The organism is Kluyvera sp. (assembly GCF_047971185.1).
Taxonomy (GTDB): domain Bacteria; phylum Pseudomonadota; class Gammaproteobacteria; order Enterobacterales; family Enterobacteriaceae; genus Kluyvera.
In genome coordinates this window covers 15,013-30,388 of the sequence record NZ_JBKDZH010000006.1, presented here as the reverse complement: position 1 = coordinate 30,388, position 15,376 = coordinate 15,013, and the positions used below count along the sequence as shown (strand labels likewise).

13 protein-coding genes are annotated in these 15,376 nt (G+C 57.3%); 8 read left to right on the top strand and 5 right to left on the bottom strand.

Annotated elements, in window-relative coordinates:
• Window positions 1–42 precede the first annotated feature (42 nt).
• Genes ACK5JN_RS00810 through ACK5JN_RS00800 form a run of 3 tightly spaced genes read right to left on the bottom strand, consistent with a single transcriptional unit; the run spans window position 43 to window position 3,517 of the window.
• Window positions 43–1,113 carry an ABC transporter ATP-binding protein gene (locus tag ACK5JN_RS00810; RefSeq protein WP_416868403.1) on the bottom strand — a complete coding sequence of 357 codons (1,071 nt, stop codon included), beginning with the start codon at window positions 1,111–1,113 and terminating at the stop codon, window positions 43–45.
• Window positions 1,110–2,498 carry a phosphomannomutase CpsG gene (locus ACK5JN_RS00805; protein ID WP_416868402.1) on the bottom strand — a complete coding sequence of 463 codons (1,389 nt, stop codon included), beginning with the start codon at window positions 2,496–2,498 and terminating at the stop codon, window positions 1,110–1,112. The genes ACK5JN_RS00810 and ACK5JN_RS00805 overlap by 4 nt, the downstream gene beginning before the upstream one ends.
• A gap of 29 nt (window positions 2,499–2,527) precedes the next feature.
• Entirely contained in the window at window positions 2,528–3,517 is a 990-nt protein-coding gene (locus ACK5JN_RS00800; RefSeq protein ID WP_416868401.1) for a LacI family DNA-binding transcriptional regulator, read from the bottom strand.
• Window positions 3,518–3,781: 264 nt separating this feature from the next.
• On the opposite strand from ACK5JN_RS00800, the gene ACK5JN_RS00795 reads away from it, so the two are divergent.
• Genes ACK5JN_RS00795 through ACK5JN_RS00770 form a run of 6 tightly spaced genes read left to right on the top strand, consistent with a single transcriptional unit; the run spans window position 3,782 to window position 10,317 of the window.
• A complete protein-coding gene (locus tag ACK5JN_RS00795) occupies window positions 3,782–5,071 on the top strand; it encodes an ABC transporter substrate-binding protein (RefSeq protein WP_416868400.1) in 1,290 nt (429 codons plus the stop codon).
• Window positions 5,072–5,080: 9 nt separating this feature from the next.
• Window positions 5,081–5,947, top strand: a complete 867-nt coding sequence (locus ACK5JN_RS00790; RefSeq protein WP_416868399.1) for a carbohydrate ABC transporter permease — start codon at window positions 5,081–5,083, stop codon at window positions 5,945–5,947.
• Window positions 5,948–6,775, top strand: coding sequence for a carbohydrate ABC transporter permease (locus ACK5JN_RS00785; protein ID WP_416868398.1), 828 nt, complete (start codon window positions 5,948–5,950; stop codon window positions 6,773–6,775).
• Between the two features lie 11 nt (window positions 6,776–6,786).
• Window positions 6,787–8,370 (top strand): glycoside hydrolase family 13 protein, encoded by a 1,584-nt coding sequence (locus ACK5JN_RS00780; protein WP_416868397.1) that lies wholly within the window; start codon window positions 6,787–6,789, stop codon window positions 8,368–8,370.
• Window positions 8,354–9,412 carry a glycoside hydrolase family 130 protein gene (locus ACK5JN_RS00775; RefSeq protein WP_416868396.1) on the top strand — a complete coding sequence of 353 codons (1,059 nt, stop codon included), beginning with the start codon at window positions 8,354–8,356 and terminating at the stop codon, window positions 9,410–9,412. Before ACK5JN_RS00780 ends, ACK5JN_RS00775 begins: the two co-directional genes overlap by 17 nt.
• Window positions 9,412–10,317, top strand: coding sequence for a DUF1861 family protein (locus ACK5JN_RS00770; RefSeq protein WP_416868395.1), 906 nt, complete (start codon window positions 9,412–9,414; stop codon window positions 10,315–10,317). Before ACK5JN_RS00775 ends, ACK5JN_RS00770 begins: the two co-directional genes overlap by 1 nt.
• A 39-nt stretch (window positions 10,318–10,356) precedes the next feature.
• On the opposite strand, the gene ygjG is transcribed toward ACK5JN_RS00770, so the two are convergent.
• Complete coding sequence (gene ygjG, locus ACK5JN_RS00765; RefSeq protein WP_416868394.1) at window positions 10,357–11,748, bottom strand: putrescine aminotransferase; 1,392 nt, start codon at window positions 11,746–11,748, stop codon at window positions 10,357–10,359.
• 355 nt (window positions 11,749–12,103) lie between these two features.
• Between ygjG and ACK5JN_RS00760 the strand changes: the two genes are divergently transcribed.
• Window positions 12,104–13,624, top strand: a complete 1,521-nt coding sequence (locus ACK5JN_RS00760; RefSeq protein ID WP_416868393.1) for a methyl-accepting chemotaxis protein — start codon at window positions 12,104–12,106, stop codon at window positions 13,622–13,624.
• On the opposite strand, the gene ACK5JN_RS00755 is transcribed toward ACK5JN_RS00760, so the two are convergent.
• Entirely contained in the window at window positions 13,621–14,181 is a 561-nt protein-coding gene (locus ACK5JN_RS00755) for a PadR family transcriptional regulator (RefSeq protein WP_416868392.1), read from the bottom strand. The genes ACK5JN_RS00760 and ACK5JN_RS00755 overlap by 4 nt on opposite strands.
• 236 nt (window positions 14,182–14,417) lie before the next feature.
• On the opposite strand from ACK5JN_RS00755, the gene ACK5JN_RS00750 reads away from it, so the two are divergent.
• On the top strand, window positions 14,418–15,182 hold the full coding sequence (locus ACK5JN_RS00750) for a siderophore-interacting protein (protein WP_416868391.1): 765 nt from the start codon (window positions 14,418–14,420) through the stop codon (window positions 15,180–15,182).
• Window positions 15,183–15,376 lie beyond the last annotated feature (194 nt).

Here is a 15,376-nt window from a genome sequence, read left to right as displayed (position 1 = left end):
TGATGGGATTCAAAGAATACCCCCGCGGTGCGGGGGCATTGTTCAGGAAAAAATAACGCGTTTGCCAATTGAATCAAAGAGATGAAGATGAGATTCCTGCACGGTTAAGGTCAGCGGGCTTTGCGCCGGAAAACTCAGCTGCTGGAACGATTTCAGACATACGGACTGCCCGGCAATCTCCAGCCACACCAGCGTTGAGTCGCCCTGTAGCTCGCACAGCCGGGTACGGCCGCGAAGGCTAAAATCGCCGGGCTGCTGATACTGCATATGCTCGGGGCGAATGGCGACGAATATTTTGTCGCCTTCACGTACCCCCTGCGGCTGCCGTGAGAGCGGGAAGATAATGTCCTCGGCAATATGCAGCGCCCCCTGACGCCAGACGGCGGGCAGCATATTGATTTTCGGCGTACCGATAAATTCGGCGACAAACAGGTTAGCCGGAGTGTTATACAGCTCCAGCGGCGTACCGACCTGCTCGATTTTGCCCTTATACAGCACCACGATACGGTCGGCGAGGGTCATGGCCTCCACCTGATCGTGGGTCACGTAGATCATGGTGTTTTTCAGCGTATTGTGCAGCTGCTGGATTTCCTGGCGCATCTCCACGCGCAGGGCGGCATCCAGGTTCGACAGCGGCTCGTCAAATAAAAACAGCTCCGGCTGCTGCACGATAGAACGGCCAATCGCCACGCGCTGACGCTGGCCGCCGGAGAGGTTTTGCGGCAGCCGATCCAGCATTTCATCGAGCTTAAGCATGGCAGCGGCGTCGGCTATCCGCCGTTCAATTTCGGCGGGCGGGGTGCGAATATTGCGCAGGCCGAAGGAGAGATTTTCCCGCACCGTCATATGCGGATAGAGGGCGTAGGACTGAAATACCATCGACAGGCTGCGTTTCCCGGCGGCCAGATGGGTGACGTCTTTATCGCCCATCATCAGCTTGCCGTTATCGGGCATTTCCAGCCCGGCGATCATCCGCAGCAGCGTTGACTTGCCGCAGCCCGAGGGGCCAACCAGCACAATAAATTCGCCGGAGGCAATGTCCAGCGACAGATTTTCAATAATGGTGGTTTTGTCATATTTCTTGTGGATATTACTGAGAGACAGGGCGGTCATAGCATCTCCTTCACGCTGCGCTGGGCGGCAATAAGCGTTAGTACTTCATCGGTCTTTTCGGCAAGCAGGGCGGTGTCGCCGCGCGTTTCGACGTTGAGTCGTAGCAGAGGCTCGGTGTTGGAGGCGCGTAGGTTAAAACGCCAGTCGGCGAAGTCGAGGCTCAGGCCGTCGCAGTCATCGCGCTGTGCGGCGGAGGATGAGTAGTGTGCGTCGACGCGTTGCAGGATCGCCGCCGGATCGTCGATGGTCAGATTGATCTCGCCGGAAACGGGATAACGGGCCTGCGCATCGGCAATCCGCTGTGAAAGCGGCTGACTGCTGTTGCCGATGATTTGCAGCATCAAGACCAGCGGAATCATGCCGCTGTCGCAGTAGCCAAACTCGCGGAAGTAGTGATGGCCGCTCATTTCGCCGCCGTAAACGGCGTCTTCTTCGCGCATCCGCGCTTTGATAAACGCGTGGCCGGTTTTGCTGATGACCGGGGTTCCGCCGCTGCGGGTGACAACGTCCAGCGTATTCCACGTCAGGCGCGGGTCGAGAATGATGCGGCTGCCGGGGACGCGTTGCAGGAAGTGCTGGGCGAACAGGCCGACCAGATAGTAGCTCTCAATAAAGCGGCCGCGCTCGTCAAAGAAAAAGCAGCGGTCGAAATCGCCGTCCCAGGCGATGCCGAAATCGGCCTGATGGTCGATCACTCCCTGCTGGGTAACGAGGCGGTTTTCCGCCAGCATCGGGTTGGGCACGCCCGCAGGAAAATGGCCGTCTGGCCGGTGGTGAAGGCGAATAAACTCAACCGCAATGCCCGCTCGCGCTAGCCCATCGGCGAGCGCGTCGAGCGCAGGCCCGACGGTGCCGTGCCCGGCATTAGTGACGATACGCAGCGGGCGAAGCGGCGGATGCTCAACAAAACGCAGCAGGCAGTTGACCCAGGCAGGGCGGTTATCAAACGGCAGCAGACTGCCGCGATGCACGATCGGCGAGAAGATATTTTGCTCGGCGAGCGCTTTAATCTCCAGCAGGCCGTTGTCGTTACTGATGGGGCGGGCCTGTTCGCGAACCAGCTTCATACCGTTGTACTGGGCGGGGTTATGGCTGGCGGTGACCTGAATGCCGCCGTCGGTCCTCAGCTCGCGGGTGGCGAAATAGATCTCTTCCGTTCCGCACAGCCCGATATCAATCACGTCAACGCCGCTGGCGATAAGCCCCTCGGTGAGCGCTGCTTTGAGCGTCTCCGAACTCAGACGGATATCGCCGCCGACCACCACGCGTCGCGGATGTCGCCACGCGGCGTAGGCGCGGCCAATACGAAAGGCAATATCCGACGTGAGCGTAACGCCCACTTCACCGCGAATGTCATAAGCTTTAAAACAGGTCAGTTCATCCATAATCCACTCTTCTGTTGAGCCATCTGTATTCAGGCCGTCTCGCGCACAATGAGCTGATATTCCAGCGCATAGTGGGTTATTGGCCCGCTGTTCAGGAGTAATTCCACGGCAATCTCGCCTTTGCGTTCGGCATCCTGAGCAATGGTGGTCAGGCCGATACCGTTCACTTCGGGCAAAATATTGTCGAAGCCGGTGATGGCGACCTGCTGCGGAATAGCGAGATGCTGGCGCTGGCAGTAGTTCACCGCGCCGAGCGCAAAGCGGTCGGAAAGGCAGATCAGCGCGCTAAGTTCGGGGTGGGCGGTGAGCAGCGCCTCGGCGGCCAGCTCGCCGTGCTGTTCATCGTGCTGCGTTTCGTACAGCCAGCAGTCGCTGAGTGGAATAGCCTGCTGGAGAAACACCTCGCGGCAGGCGTTGACGCGCGTCAGCATCAGCGTGTTATCGCCTGAGACGGCGCGCTCAAGATGGCGCATTCCCTGCGCGCCGGGCCGCGAGGAAAAGGCGATAATGCCGAAGCGGCGGTGCCCTTTTGCGATTAAATATCTGGCGATATCGCGCATCGCGCTGGCGTTATCAATGGATACGCTGCTGTACTGCGGCAGCTGAAAGTCGAGGGTGACCACCGGCAGCTGGCGCGCGAGCGTTTGCTGGATGACCGCCGCGCTATTGTGCGTCGCGTTGAGGATATAGCCGTCAACCAGCGTGGTCAGCGACGGCGTTTTGTTCGAGGCGCCTTTGCGCAGCGGAATCAGCACCAGATTGATGCTCTGCGCTTCGCAGCGCACGGCAATCCCGCGCATCAGCTTAATGTCGTGGGGATCGATAAACACATAGCTCATCGAATCATTAAAGATCACGCCGATGGTGTCTGATTTCCCCGTTCGCAGCGCGCGCGCCAGTTTATCCGGTCCCTGAAAGCCGATCGTCTTCGCATAATCTAAAATACGTTCACGCAGCTCCGCGGAGAGCTTCTCGGGATTATTCCAGGCATTTGAAATGGTGGTGTGGGATATTCCCATTTCTCTAGCTAATGATTTTATCGTTATTTTCTCTGGTTTTTGATTCTTGTATATGTCAGACGATGTGTTTTTATTTTTTATATTCATTGCGTTTATATTTCTTGTCTTTCCTGTTCGATATTGACGGCTGAGTTTATCGTTAAACAAAAATAGTTTTGTGATTTGTTTAACGTTAAACATAAAAAATGGATGTTAGCTTACGCACCATTCAAAGCAGGGTAGCGGTAAGCCAATAACACTTATTGAGAGTTAGGGAGAAATATCGTGAAAGTTGCATCGGTTGCTAAATTGACGGCATCAATATTACTCAGTCTATGTATTTCAGGCTGTGGTCCTGATGATAAAAAGGATGAGCAGGCAAATGCAAAAACGCCCATTAAAATGTGGGTGGCGCCGAATGAAAATGAAGAAGCCTTCTGGAATAAAATGGTGACGGAGTGGAATAAAGACCCGTCCCATACGCCCGTTGAATTCACCACGATTCCTGCCGCTAATAGCTCCGAAGAAGCGATTATGAACGCACTGGCTTCCGGAACTGAACCTGATATATCCAGCAATATTTTTATTGGTTTTGCCAGCCAGCTGGTTGACGTCGGGCAAATTGAAGATTTGTCGAAAATGCCCGGGTTTGATGAACTGATTAAAACCCGTCAGATGTCGACCCTTCTTCCGGCATGGCAATTAAACGGCCAGCAAAACGTGCTGCCGATTTACGTCAACCCGATAGTCTGGTGGTGGCGCGGCGACCTGCTGAAGAAGTACGGATTTGACCACGTGCCGACCCGTTATGAAGAGCTGTACCAGCTGGCGCAGCGCCGGGCGGCGGATAACCACGGCTATGTTATGCAGCTCACCGCCGGAAAGAACTGGTGGGAGCGCTGGTTTGACTTTATCCCGCTGTATTACGCGCAGAGCGGCGGCAAATCCTATATCGCGGATAAAAAAGCGGACTTCAGCAACCCGGCGGGCCAGGCGGTGCTGACCTTTATGGGCAAGGTGTTTAACAGCAAGTGGAGCAGCTACGATTTCACCTCCGCAGACGACCCGCTGGCAACCGGCCAGGTGCTGGCTTCCGCGCGCGGGCCGTGGGATCTGGCGCGCTACCGTAAGCAGTATCCTGAGGTGCTGAAAACCATCCAGATTGGCCCGATGCTGACGGGAAACGGCGACGCCCATCCGCACACCTTTGGCGACAGTAAAGGGATGGTGATGTTCAGCTCCAGCAAGCATAAAACCCAGGCCTGGGCGTTTATGCAGTGGGTATTCAGCAGCGCTGATCACGATAGAACCTGGCTTGAACTGACCGGGATGCCGCCAGCACGTGCCGACCTGATGACTAACCCGCTGTTTACTGATTATTTTGCGCAGAACCCGCTAGAGAAAGACATCGCTTCCTACGTTGACGTCGCGCTGCCGCCGGTCGCCACAACGCAAACCACGGAAATTCAGCGCAGCATGACGCAGATGCTTGAGCGGGTGATTTTCAACAACGACGCTCCGGCGAAGGCGCTGGAACAGTCGCAGCAGGAAATTAACGCGCTGCTGGCAAAATAAGGGGAAGTGATGGCTGGATATGATTCCCGCACCGGAGGCCTGCTGGCCTCCACGTGGATTGGCTATTCGCTGTTGTTCTGGTTTTATCCGCTGGCGTGGCTCATCGTACTCAGCGTGACCCAATGGCAGTTTATTGGTATGCCCCGGTTTTCGGGGCTACAAAATCTGCTTGGCGTGGTGAACGATGCGCTGTTCTGGACATCCATGTGGAATATCTGCCGCTTTTTAATGTGGTATATCCCGATTGTCTTTATTGCCTCACTGCTGTTTGCCGCCGGGCTGCGGAAAATAAAGTATGGTAAGAGTTTTATTGCGCTGAGTTTTTTATTAGCCAATATTTCTTCCGGCGTGGCGTATTCCATCGTTTTTTCTAAATTGTTCAGCGAATATGGGCCGATGAATGAATTTCTACGTGAACATCTGGGCGTCTCGGTGCCCTGGTTTACCAATCCGGACTGCGCCATGTTATCTATTGCGCTGATTGTGACATGGAAATTTGTCGGCTATTACGGGCTTATTCTCTATTCCGGCATGCAGGCTATTCCTAATGATATTTATAGCGCGGCGCTGCTGGATAAAACCGGGCGGTTTAAACAAGGTTGGGCCATTACGCTGCCGATGATGAACCCGCAAATTGTGATGGTGATGGTGCTGGCGATAACCGTGGCGTTCAGTATTTTTACCGAACCCTATTTAATTACCGGCGGCGGCCCGTTGAACAGCACCACCAGCCCGATGGTGGTGATGTATGAAGCGGCATTCCAGAATATGAAACCGACCTGGGCGGCAACGATGTCGATTATTGTCGCGGGCTGCAGTTTCCTGGCTATCTGGGTGTTCCGCAAACTGTTTGAAAAAAATATCGCGATTGTGTGAATGAAAAAACTCACTCCCCTGAGCCTGTTAATTCATGCCGTGATGTTTTTGCTGGCGCTGAGCTGGCTCTATCCCTTTATCTGGATGACGATATCCTCGTTGAAACCCACGGCGGAAATCTACACCACCAGCCTGTTTTCCGGCCATCTGACGCTGGAAAACTACACCTTCCTGTTTGATAACAGCAACCGGGCGGACAAGCCGTTCCTGCGCACGCTGTTTAACTCGCTGTTTGTCTCGATAACCATCACCCTGTGCGTCACCGTGACGTCGATGCTGGTGGGCTACGCGCTGGCGAAAACCGAGTTTCGCGGTAAAAACGCCTTCCGCAACCTGCTGATTGTGCAGATGGTTTTCCCGGTGTTCATGTTCATCATTCCGCAGTTTGTCCTGATGCGCGAGCTGGGGCTGGTCAACGGCTATAGCGCGATGATCCTGCCCTACGCCATGAGCGCCTGGGGGATCTTTATGGTGTCGCAAAGTTTTAAAGGCACGCCGAATGACTATCTGTACGCCGCGCGCCTCGATCACGCCAGCCTGTGGGGGATCCTGCGTCACGTGATGATGCCGCTGAACAAATCCATTCTGGCGATTGTAGCCTTATTCACCTTCTCCAGTTCGTGGGACAACTTCCTGTGGCCGCTGATCGTGATGCGCGACGTCGACAAAATGCCCTTCTCGGTGCTGCTGGCGACGTTCAGTAAGTCCTACGGCGTCTATCTGGGCCCGGTGATGGCGGGAGCGGTGGTGCAAATGCTGCCGGTGGTGGTGCTGTTTATCCTGTTCCGCAAATATTTCCTGCAGGGCATGTCGTTATCACTGAAATAAGGAAGTGGCCGGTGAGCAATCAACCCTGGTGGCAGGCATGCACCTGCTACCAAATTTATCTGCCTTCGTTTTGCGATGGCAACGGCGATGGGCTGGGCGATTTTCCCGGCCTGCTGTCGAAAGTGGATTATCTGCATCAACTCGGCGTCGGCGCCATCTGGATCACGCCGTTTTATCCCTCACCGCTGGTGGATAACGGCTATGACATCAGCGATTACTGCGCCGTCGACGCGCGCTTTGGCACGCTGGCGGACTTTCGTGAGGTGGTTGAGCGCTGTCACGCGTGCGGCATCCGGGTAATTATCGATCTGGTGGTGAACCACGTTTCATCGGCGCATCCGTGGTTTCGTGATGCCTGGAATAACCCGGCCAGCCGCTATCGCGACTATTTCCTGTTTAGTCGCGAGCCGAATAACTGGCAGTCGTTTTTCTCCGGCAGTGCCTGGACCGCCGAGCCGGATACCGGGGAGTACTACTATCACAAGTTTGCCCCCGAGCAGGTTGACCTTAACTGGGCGAACCTCGAGGTGGAGCAGGAAATCTACCGGGTGGTGGATTTCTGGAAGGCGCAGGGCGTTGATGGTTTCCGCTTTGATGTCATCAACTTCCTGACCACCAACGGCATCGGCCCGGATAACCCGCAAGAGAACGGCGAACAGCGTCATGCGTTTGATATCAATCAACCGGGCATTATCGCCACCTTAAACCGGCTATGCCGCTACGTTCGCCAGCAGGGCGAGGCGTTTCTGATTGGCGAGATTGGCAGCGAAGAGCTGGATGTTCTGGCGCGTTATCAGGGCCAGGAGCTGATGGACGTGGTGTTCAACTTCAATATCGGCAGCCAGAAACGCTTCGATCTTGCGCGCCTGGCTGACGCGATCAACGCCACGCTGACGCAACAGTCCGGGCTACCGACGCTGTTTTTCTCCAGCCACGATATGCCGCGGATGATCGGCCGCTTTGGCGAAGGCCCGCGCGACGTCGAACGCGCGCTGGCGGTGCTCGCCCTCCAGCTTACCGTACGCGGCGTGCCGTTTATTTTCCAGGGCGAAGAGCTGGGCATGCCGAACTACCGCCCGCAGTCGGTGGAGCAGATATTCGATATTCAGGGCAAAACCCACTATCAAACCGCGTTACGGCAAGGGGCCGATGACGCACAGGCGCTGGCGCAGGCGATTGAACACTCACGCGATGCCTCGCGGGCGCCGCTGCCGTGGCGCGATGCGCCGCACGCAGGTTTCTCGGCCGTTGAACCCTGGATGCCGGTTTGTGCGGACTACCGCCAGCTCAACGCGCAATACCAGCAGCGCACGCCGGGGTCAATCTGGCGACAGTACCAAGCGCTCATCGCGCTACGCGCCGCAACGCCCGCGCTGCGAGAAGGCGACGGCGGTCTGCTGGCGTTAAGTGAGGAATGCGTATGGTTTACCCGTGAGACGGTCTGCGAAAAGGTGTGGATGGCGATCAACTTTGGCCCGCCGGTGCTGAATCCCTGGCGGGATATCGCTGCCGACGTGCTGTACGGCACTGACGCCCAGTGGCTGGGCAAAAACCAAATTCTGATGAAAAGGAGCGTTCATGAACCGACACAGTAGTAACCCACTTATCACCCCCAAAGACGTGGTGCCTTCGCTGCCGGGACGCAAAGTGGAGTGCGTCTTTAATACCGGCGTGGCCGAGTACAACGGCGAGATCGTGCTGCTACTGCGCGTGGCGGAAAGCGTGATTAACGATAACCCGCGGCAGATTGTCGTGCCGCTGCTGCAACAGCAAGAAAGCGGCTGGCAGCAAACCACGAAAACCTTCGATCGCGACGATGAACGCTTTGATTTCAGCGATCCGCGCACCATTGTGCTCAAAAGCGACCCGGCGCAGGTCTGGCTGACGTCGATGTCTCACCTGCGCCTGGCGCGCAGCAAGGATGGCGTGCATTACACCATCGACGCGCAGCCGTTTATTATTGCCGATAGCCGCTATGAAGAGTTTGGCTGCGAAGATGCGCGCATCACCCGTATCGACGATCTCTGGTATATCAACTATTCCGCCGTCTCCTCGCTAGGGATCACCACGGCGCTTGCCACCACCCGCGACTTTGTCTCGGTGGAAAAACAGGGGCTGATCCTGTGCCCGGATAACCGCGACGTCTGCTTCTTCCCGGAGAAAGTCGGTGGCCGTTATATGGCGCTGACCCGCCCGGCGCCGTGCCACTTTGGGCATCCGGAAATCTGGATCTGCGAATCTCCCGATATGCTGCACTGGGGCAACCATCGCCATCTGCTGGGCCGCTCGGGCTATGCGTGGGACTCACGCAAATCCGGCGGCGGCGCGCCGCTGATCAAAACCGATCGCGGCTGGCTGGAGATCTACCACGGCGTCGATGCCGATCAGCGCTACTGCCTGGGCGCACTGCTGCTCGATCTCGACGATCCGCTCAAGATTCTGGCGAAATCCCCGGTGCCGCTGCTGGAGCCAAAGGCGCAGTACGAGCGCGAAGGCTTCTTTGGCAACGTGGTCTTCACCTGCGGCGCGCTGGTGCGGGATGAGGTGCTGCACGTATGGTACGGCGCGGCGGATGAGTGCACCGCGCTGGCGACGCTGCCGATGGATGAACTCTGGCAGCACCTGGGGCTGGCGTAATGCGTGACGACGTTGAGGCGCTTTACCTGCGTTATCGCGTCCGCCCTCAACGCGGCAGCCGTGGAAAAATCGTCTTCCACGGCGCTGCCGGGATGGATATCTACAATCCCACTGCCCCCTTTATGGATGAAGGGCGATGGTGTATCGCCGCGCGCGTAGAGGCGCGCGACAGCGAGGATTCGCGGGTCCGTTTTTTCGCCTGGGATGGCGGCAATCACGCCGAGCTGCTCGACGACATGCCGACGTTTGCGCTACAGGATCCGTTCGTCAGCCGGATCGGCGGGCAGCTGCTGTTCGGCGGCGTTGAGGTGGATTTCTCCGGGGAAAGCGGCGGCGTACGCTGGCGCACGCAGTTTTTTGTCGGGCCGTCGGTTTCGGCGCTGCGCCCCCTGACCGCCGGGCCGTGGGGTATGAAGGATATTCGCCTGGTCGAGCTACCCGACCAACGCATCCTGGTCTTTACGCGCCCCCAGGGCGATCCCGGCGGGCGAGGCACGATCGGCTGGACGATTATCTCCCGGCTGGCGGATCTCAACCTACGGTCAATCGCCAGCGCCACGCTAATCCCGCACGTTGAAGCGCAGTACTGGTGCGGCGTGAACGAGGCGCGCGTGCTGCCCTCGGGGCACGTCGGCGCGCTGGCGCACGTCGCGCGCTTTAATGAGCGGGGAGAGCGGCGCTACTACGCCGCGCGTTTTATCTTCGACTACCGGCGCGGCAGCAGTAGCGCGATGGCGATTATCGCCTGCCGGGATGATTTCCTGGCGGGGGAAAGTAAACGCGATGATTTGCGGGATGTGGTGTTTCCCGGCGGTCTACTGGAGGATGAAACGGGGCGCTTACGGCTGTTTTGCGGCACCAGCGATTGCGAAGTGCAGTGGCTGGATATTGCCTCACCGTTTTAAATAAGAACGCCCCCCCACGATACCGTAGGGGGCGTGAGTTTACTGCTCGGTCGCCACCTGATTCTGGCTGACGCGCAGGGCAGCTAGCGCTTGACGCGCCGCGGTTAGCACCTGGTCGCACTGTTCCATCGTCAGCGTTAACGGCGGTTCAATGCGGATCGTCCTGGCATTATTGAGCGTCCCGGCGACCAGCACGTGCTGGCGGAACATCTCGCTGGCAAAGCTGTAGCCGATTTCGTTATCGACAAACTCAATCGCCATCAGCATCCCTCTGCCGCGCGCTTCACGCACCAGATCCGGATAGTCACGCGCCATGCTGCGGAAGCCGTCCAGCAGGATATCGCCTTTCTGCTCCGCCTGCGCCGGCAGGTTTTCGGTGAGCAGTACGTTGATGGTCGCCAGCGCGGCCGCGCAGGCCAGCGGGTTGCCGCCAAAGGTGGTGGTGTGCAGGAACGGGTTATCGAACAGCACTGAGAACACCTCTTCGGTGGCAATCGTCGCCCCTATCGGCATGACGCCGCCGCCGAGCGCCTTCGCCAGACACAGGATGTCCGGCTGCACATTTTCATGCTCGCAGGCGAACATTTTACCGGTGCGGCCCATGCCGGTTTGCACTTCATCAAAGATCAGCAGCGCGCCGAACTCATCGCACAACTTACGCACCGCGGGCAGATATCCCTGCGGCGGCAGGATCACGCCGCCTTCGCCCTGAATTGGCTCAAGGATCACCGCCGCCACGTCGTCGCCGGTTTTCTGACACTCGCTCAGCATCGTGCGCATGGCGTCGATATTACCGAACGGCACGTGGCGGAAGCCCGGCAGTAGCGGCATAAACGGCTTACGGAAGGTGGATTTCGCGGTTGCGGACAGCGCGCCAAGCGATTTACCGTGGAAAGCGCCGCTGGTGGCGATAAAGGTAAATTTGCCGCGCGATGATTGATAAGCTTTCGCCAGCTTCAGCGCCGCTTCCACCGACTCGGTGCCGCTGTTGCTAAAGAAGCTGTATTTCAGCTTGCCCGGCGCCAGCGCCGCCAGCGTTTTCGCGAGCATCGCGCGAAGCGGGTCCAGCAGTTCCTGGCTGTGAAGCGGTTGTTTAGCGAGTTGATTCTGTACGGCGGAAACCACCACTGGATTACGGTGCCCCACGTTGAAAATACCAAAACCGCCCAGGCAATCCACAAACTCCTGGCCCTGGGTGTCGACAAGCGTATTTAACCCTCCCGCCTGCCACTCTACGGCTCCGTAATCCCCACCGGCAGTTACAGATTTTCGATACGCTAAAAAGCCCGGATTCACATGCTCTTTAAAGTACTCTCTGACCTCCTGGTTAAGTGCTTTCATCTCCTCATGATCGAGCGTTCGCTTTTCAATGAGATTCAGTGCGTGCGCGCTGCAGGCCAAGGCCGAGGCGCTGGAAGGTAACCTGTTCAAAATGAGCTCCTGGGGATCACGTATCACACGATACTGATTTAAGTATTGCAGGGATTACGCCACTTCAGAGCAGGCGGTGAAAATCGGGATAAATGCCAGGGGAAACCGGTTGTGTACAATATTTAATCGTCCAGCGGGGCGGGGAGCGGTTTGACGCGTGCCGCGTGGATGGGCGGGCTGCGCCAGGGCGGGGCACGTTTTGCGCCATCATTGCGCAGTGAAGCGGGCCATAAAAAAGGTAGGGTTTTTATTCGTTTTGCGATCTAACGCAAAATTAACAATTAAGGTTAATTAAATCCTCTCCGATATAACAATTGTAATACATTTTCTTTCCGCACCTGAAAAGGATGTCCGTATGTCTACCCTGTCCGACTTCAGCCCGTCCTCATCGCCGCTGGACGAGCGCACCACGCTTATGTCGACCACCGACCTCAACAGCTACATCACCCACGTTAACGATGCCTTTGTGAAAGTGAGCGGCTACAGCCGCGAAGAGATGCACGGCCAGCCGCACAATCTGGTGCGCCATCCTGATATGCCGAAAGCGGCGTTTGCCGACATGTGGAACACGCTCAAACAGGGCGAGCCCTGGAGCGGGATCGTCAAAAATCGACCCAAAACCGGCGGCCACTACTGGGTGCGAGCGAACGCTATCCCACAGGTGCGTAATGGCAAAACGATCGGCTATATGTCGATCCGTACGATGGCTTCCGCCGAGGAGATCGCCGCCGCTGAACCGCTGTATCAGGCGCTGCGGGAAGGGCGCAGTAACCAGCGCTTCGACAAAGGCCTCGTCATCAGCAAGCGCTGGTGGGGCAAGCTGGCGGCAATCCCGCTGCGCTGGCGCACCCGAAGCGTGATGCTGGGATTCTACCTGCTGCTGGCCGCGAGTCTGCTGACGCTGGGCGCGCCGGTAGCGGCGATACTGGTCTCGGTGATGATCGGACTGCTGACGACGGCGGTGCTGGAATGGCAGATTATCCGCCCGATTGAGAACGTCGCCCGTCAGGCGCTGAGCGTCGCCACCGGCGAGCGCAACAGCGTGGATCATCTAAAACGCAGCGATGAGCTGGGGCTGCTGCTGCGCGCCGTCGGCCAGCTGGGCCTGATGTGCCGCTGGCTGATTAACGACGTCTCCAGCCAGGTGAGCAGCGTCAGCGACGGTAGCGACATTCTGGCGCGCGGTAACGAAGACCTCAACCAGCGTACGCAGGAAACGGTGGTGAACGTCCAGCAAACCGTGGCTACCATGAGCCAGATGGCGGCTTCGGTACAGAATAATTCCCAGACCGCTGCCGAGGCCGACAAGCTGTCGCTGGCCGCCAGCGGCGCGGCGTCGCAGGGAGGGCAAGCGATGCATCGGGTGGTGCAGACCATGGAAGAGATTGCCGATAGCACGCAGCGTATCGGCTCGATCACCACGCTGATCAACGATATCGCCTTCCAGACCAACATTCTGGCGCTGAATGCGGCGGTAGAAGCGGCGCGGGCGGGCGAGCAGGGGAAAGGTTTTGCGGTGGTCGCCGGAGAGGTGCGCCATCTGGCCAGCCGCAGCGCGACGGCGGCGAACGAAATTCGTCAACTGATCGCGGCCAGCGCCAGCAAGGTGCAGTCCGGTTCTGAGCAGGTGCACGCTGCGGGGCGCACGATGGATGACATTGTCTCGCAGGTGCAGAATGTCACCCAACTGATTGCGCAGATTAGCCAGTCGACGTCCGAACAGGCCACCGGGCTGTCGGGATTAACCCGGGCCGTGGCGAAACTTGATGAGATCACCCAGATGAATGCCGGGCTGGTGGCGGAAAGCGCCAATGTATCGGCGATGGTCAAACATCGCGCCAGCCGGCTGCAGGATGCCGTCACCGTTCTGCATTAATCCAGCTGTGAGATCTCCAGCGCCGCGCGGTCGATGATACCGATAATCTGCTTCAGCTGCGCGTCGCTGGTCTCGCCCTGATTAACCTTCAGGTCCAGTACGGCCTTAAAGTTGTCCAGCGCCCGTTTCATCTGCGGATTTTTACGCAGCTCGTGGCCCACCATTCTGGCCTTCATCCGGGCGCGGATATGCTCCAGATGCTCCTGGCTCTCTTCCAGCGTTTGCTTGCCTTCGGCGGTAATGGCGATTTTCTTGCGCCCACCGTCTTCTTCCTGAACCGTAATCAGCCCCTGGTCCTGAAGCAGATCGAGCGAGGGGTAGATCACGCCCGGGCTGGGGCTGTAGTTCCCCTTGGTCAGGGTTTCAATGGCTTTAATCAGCTCATAGCCGTGGCTGGCGCTGTCCTGCAGAATGCTGAGGATCACCAGACGCAGCTCGCCGTGGCCGAAGAAGCGTTGACGCCGCCCGCCGCCGTGGCCTTCACCGCGCCCGCCGCGCTCACCACAATGACCACGACCGCCACGGCCGCGATGTTCAGTATCAGAGAAAGGTCTCATTGTTCTATCCTTCTTGTCATTTAGATATATCTAATTTATATCTAAATGTATGTCTTTAGCAATATCGAAAATATTTAATTTTTTATCTTGTTGATATTAATCGCATTTGTTTTTATGTGTGATTTTTTTGTTCTTGTCTGCATCTATATCATAAAAACTGCTTGCTTTCTTCTTAATTGGCAATCATTATCATTTGCAAAATATTTAGATATATCTATTTGCGAGAGAGACGCTCCATGAAAGAGAAAAAGTACCCACAGCGCGTGCGCAATGAACTCCGTTTTCGTGAACTGACCGTACTGCGCGTTGAGCGCATTGGCGAGGCATTCCAACGCGTGGTGCTGGGCGGCGAGGCGCTGGAAGGCTTTAGTTCGCGCGGTTTTGACGATCACACCAAGCTGTTCTTCCCGGAAGCTGGGGCAAAAATTACGCCGCCGACGATGACTGATGAAGGCATCGTCTGGGCCGACGGCGTGCGTCCGCAGGCGCGCGACTATACCCCGCTGTACGACGCCGAACGCCACGAGCTGGCCTATGACTTCTTTATTCACGACGGCGGCGTGGCTAGCCGGTGGGCGATGAATGCCAAAGCGGGTGATACGCTGACGCTCGGCGGGCCGCGTGGTTCGCTGGTGGTGCCGGAAGATTATGCCTGGCAGCTGTATGTGTGCGATGAAACCGGTATGCCGGCGCTGCGTCGCCGTCTGACGTCTTTACGCGCGCTGGCGCAGCGCCCGCAGGTCACCGCGCTGGTGATGGTGCGTGATGTGGCCGATAAAGCCTATCTGGCCGATTTTGACGAGTTCAATATCGAATGGATTAGCGACTATAACGCGGCGGCCGTCGCTGCCCGGCTGGCGCAGCTTAAGGTACCGGAGTCCGACTATTTCATCTGGCTGACCGGTGAAGGGAAGGTGGTTAAACAGCTGACCGATGGATTTGTGACCGACGCGATGGACCCGCAGCTGGTCCGCTCAAGCGCTTACTGGCACGCGAAGTAAGCCCATGCCACCGCGGGTTCTCCCACGGCCAGCGGTTCTGCCAATGGCGCATGCTTGCGCCATGACTTTTGCCCTTTTCATCTCTACGAGACTAATCGACGCTTATCCTGAACTATCCACTTAAGAGCGTCTTTTCCCTACTTTTTATACTTTTATTTTGCGCGTAAATGCCGGTGATTTTCTGTTGCCTTAAT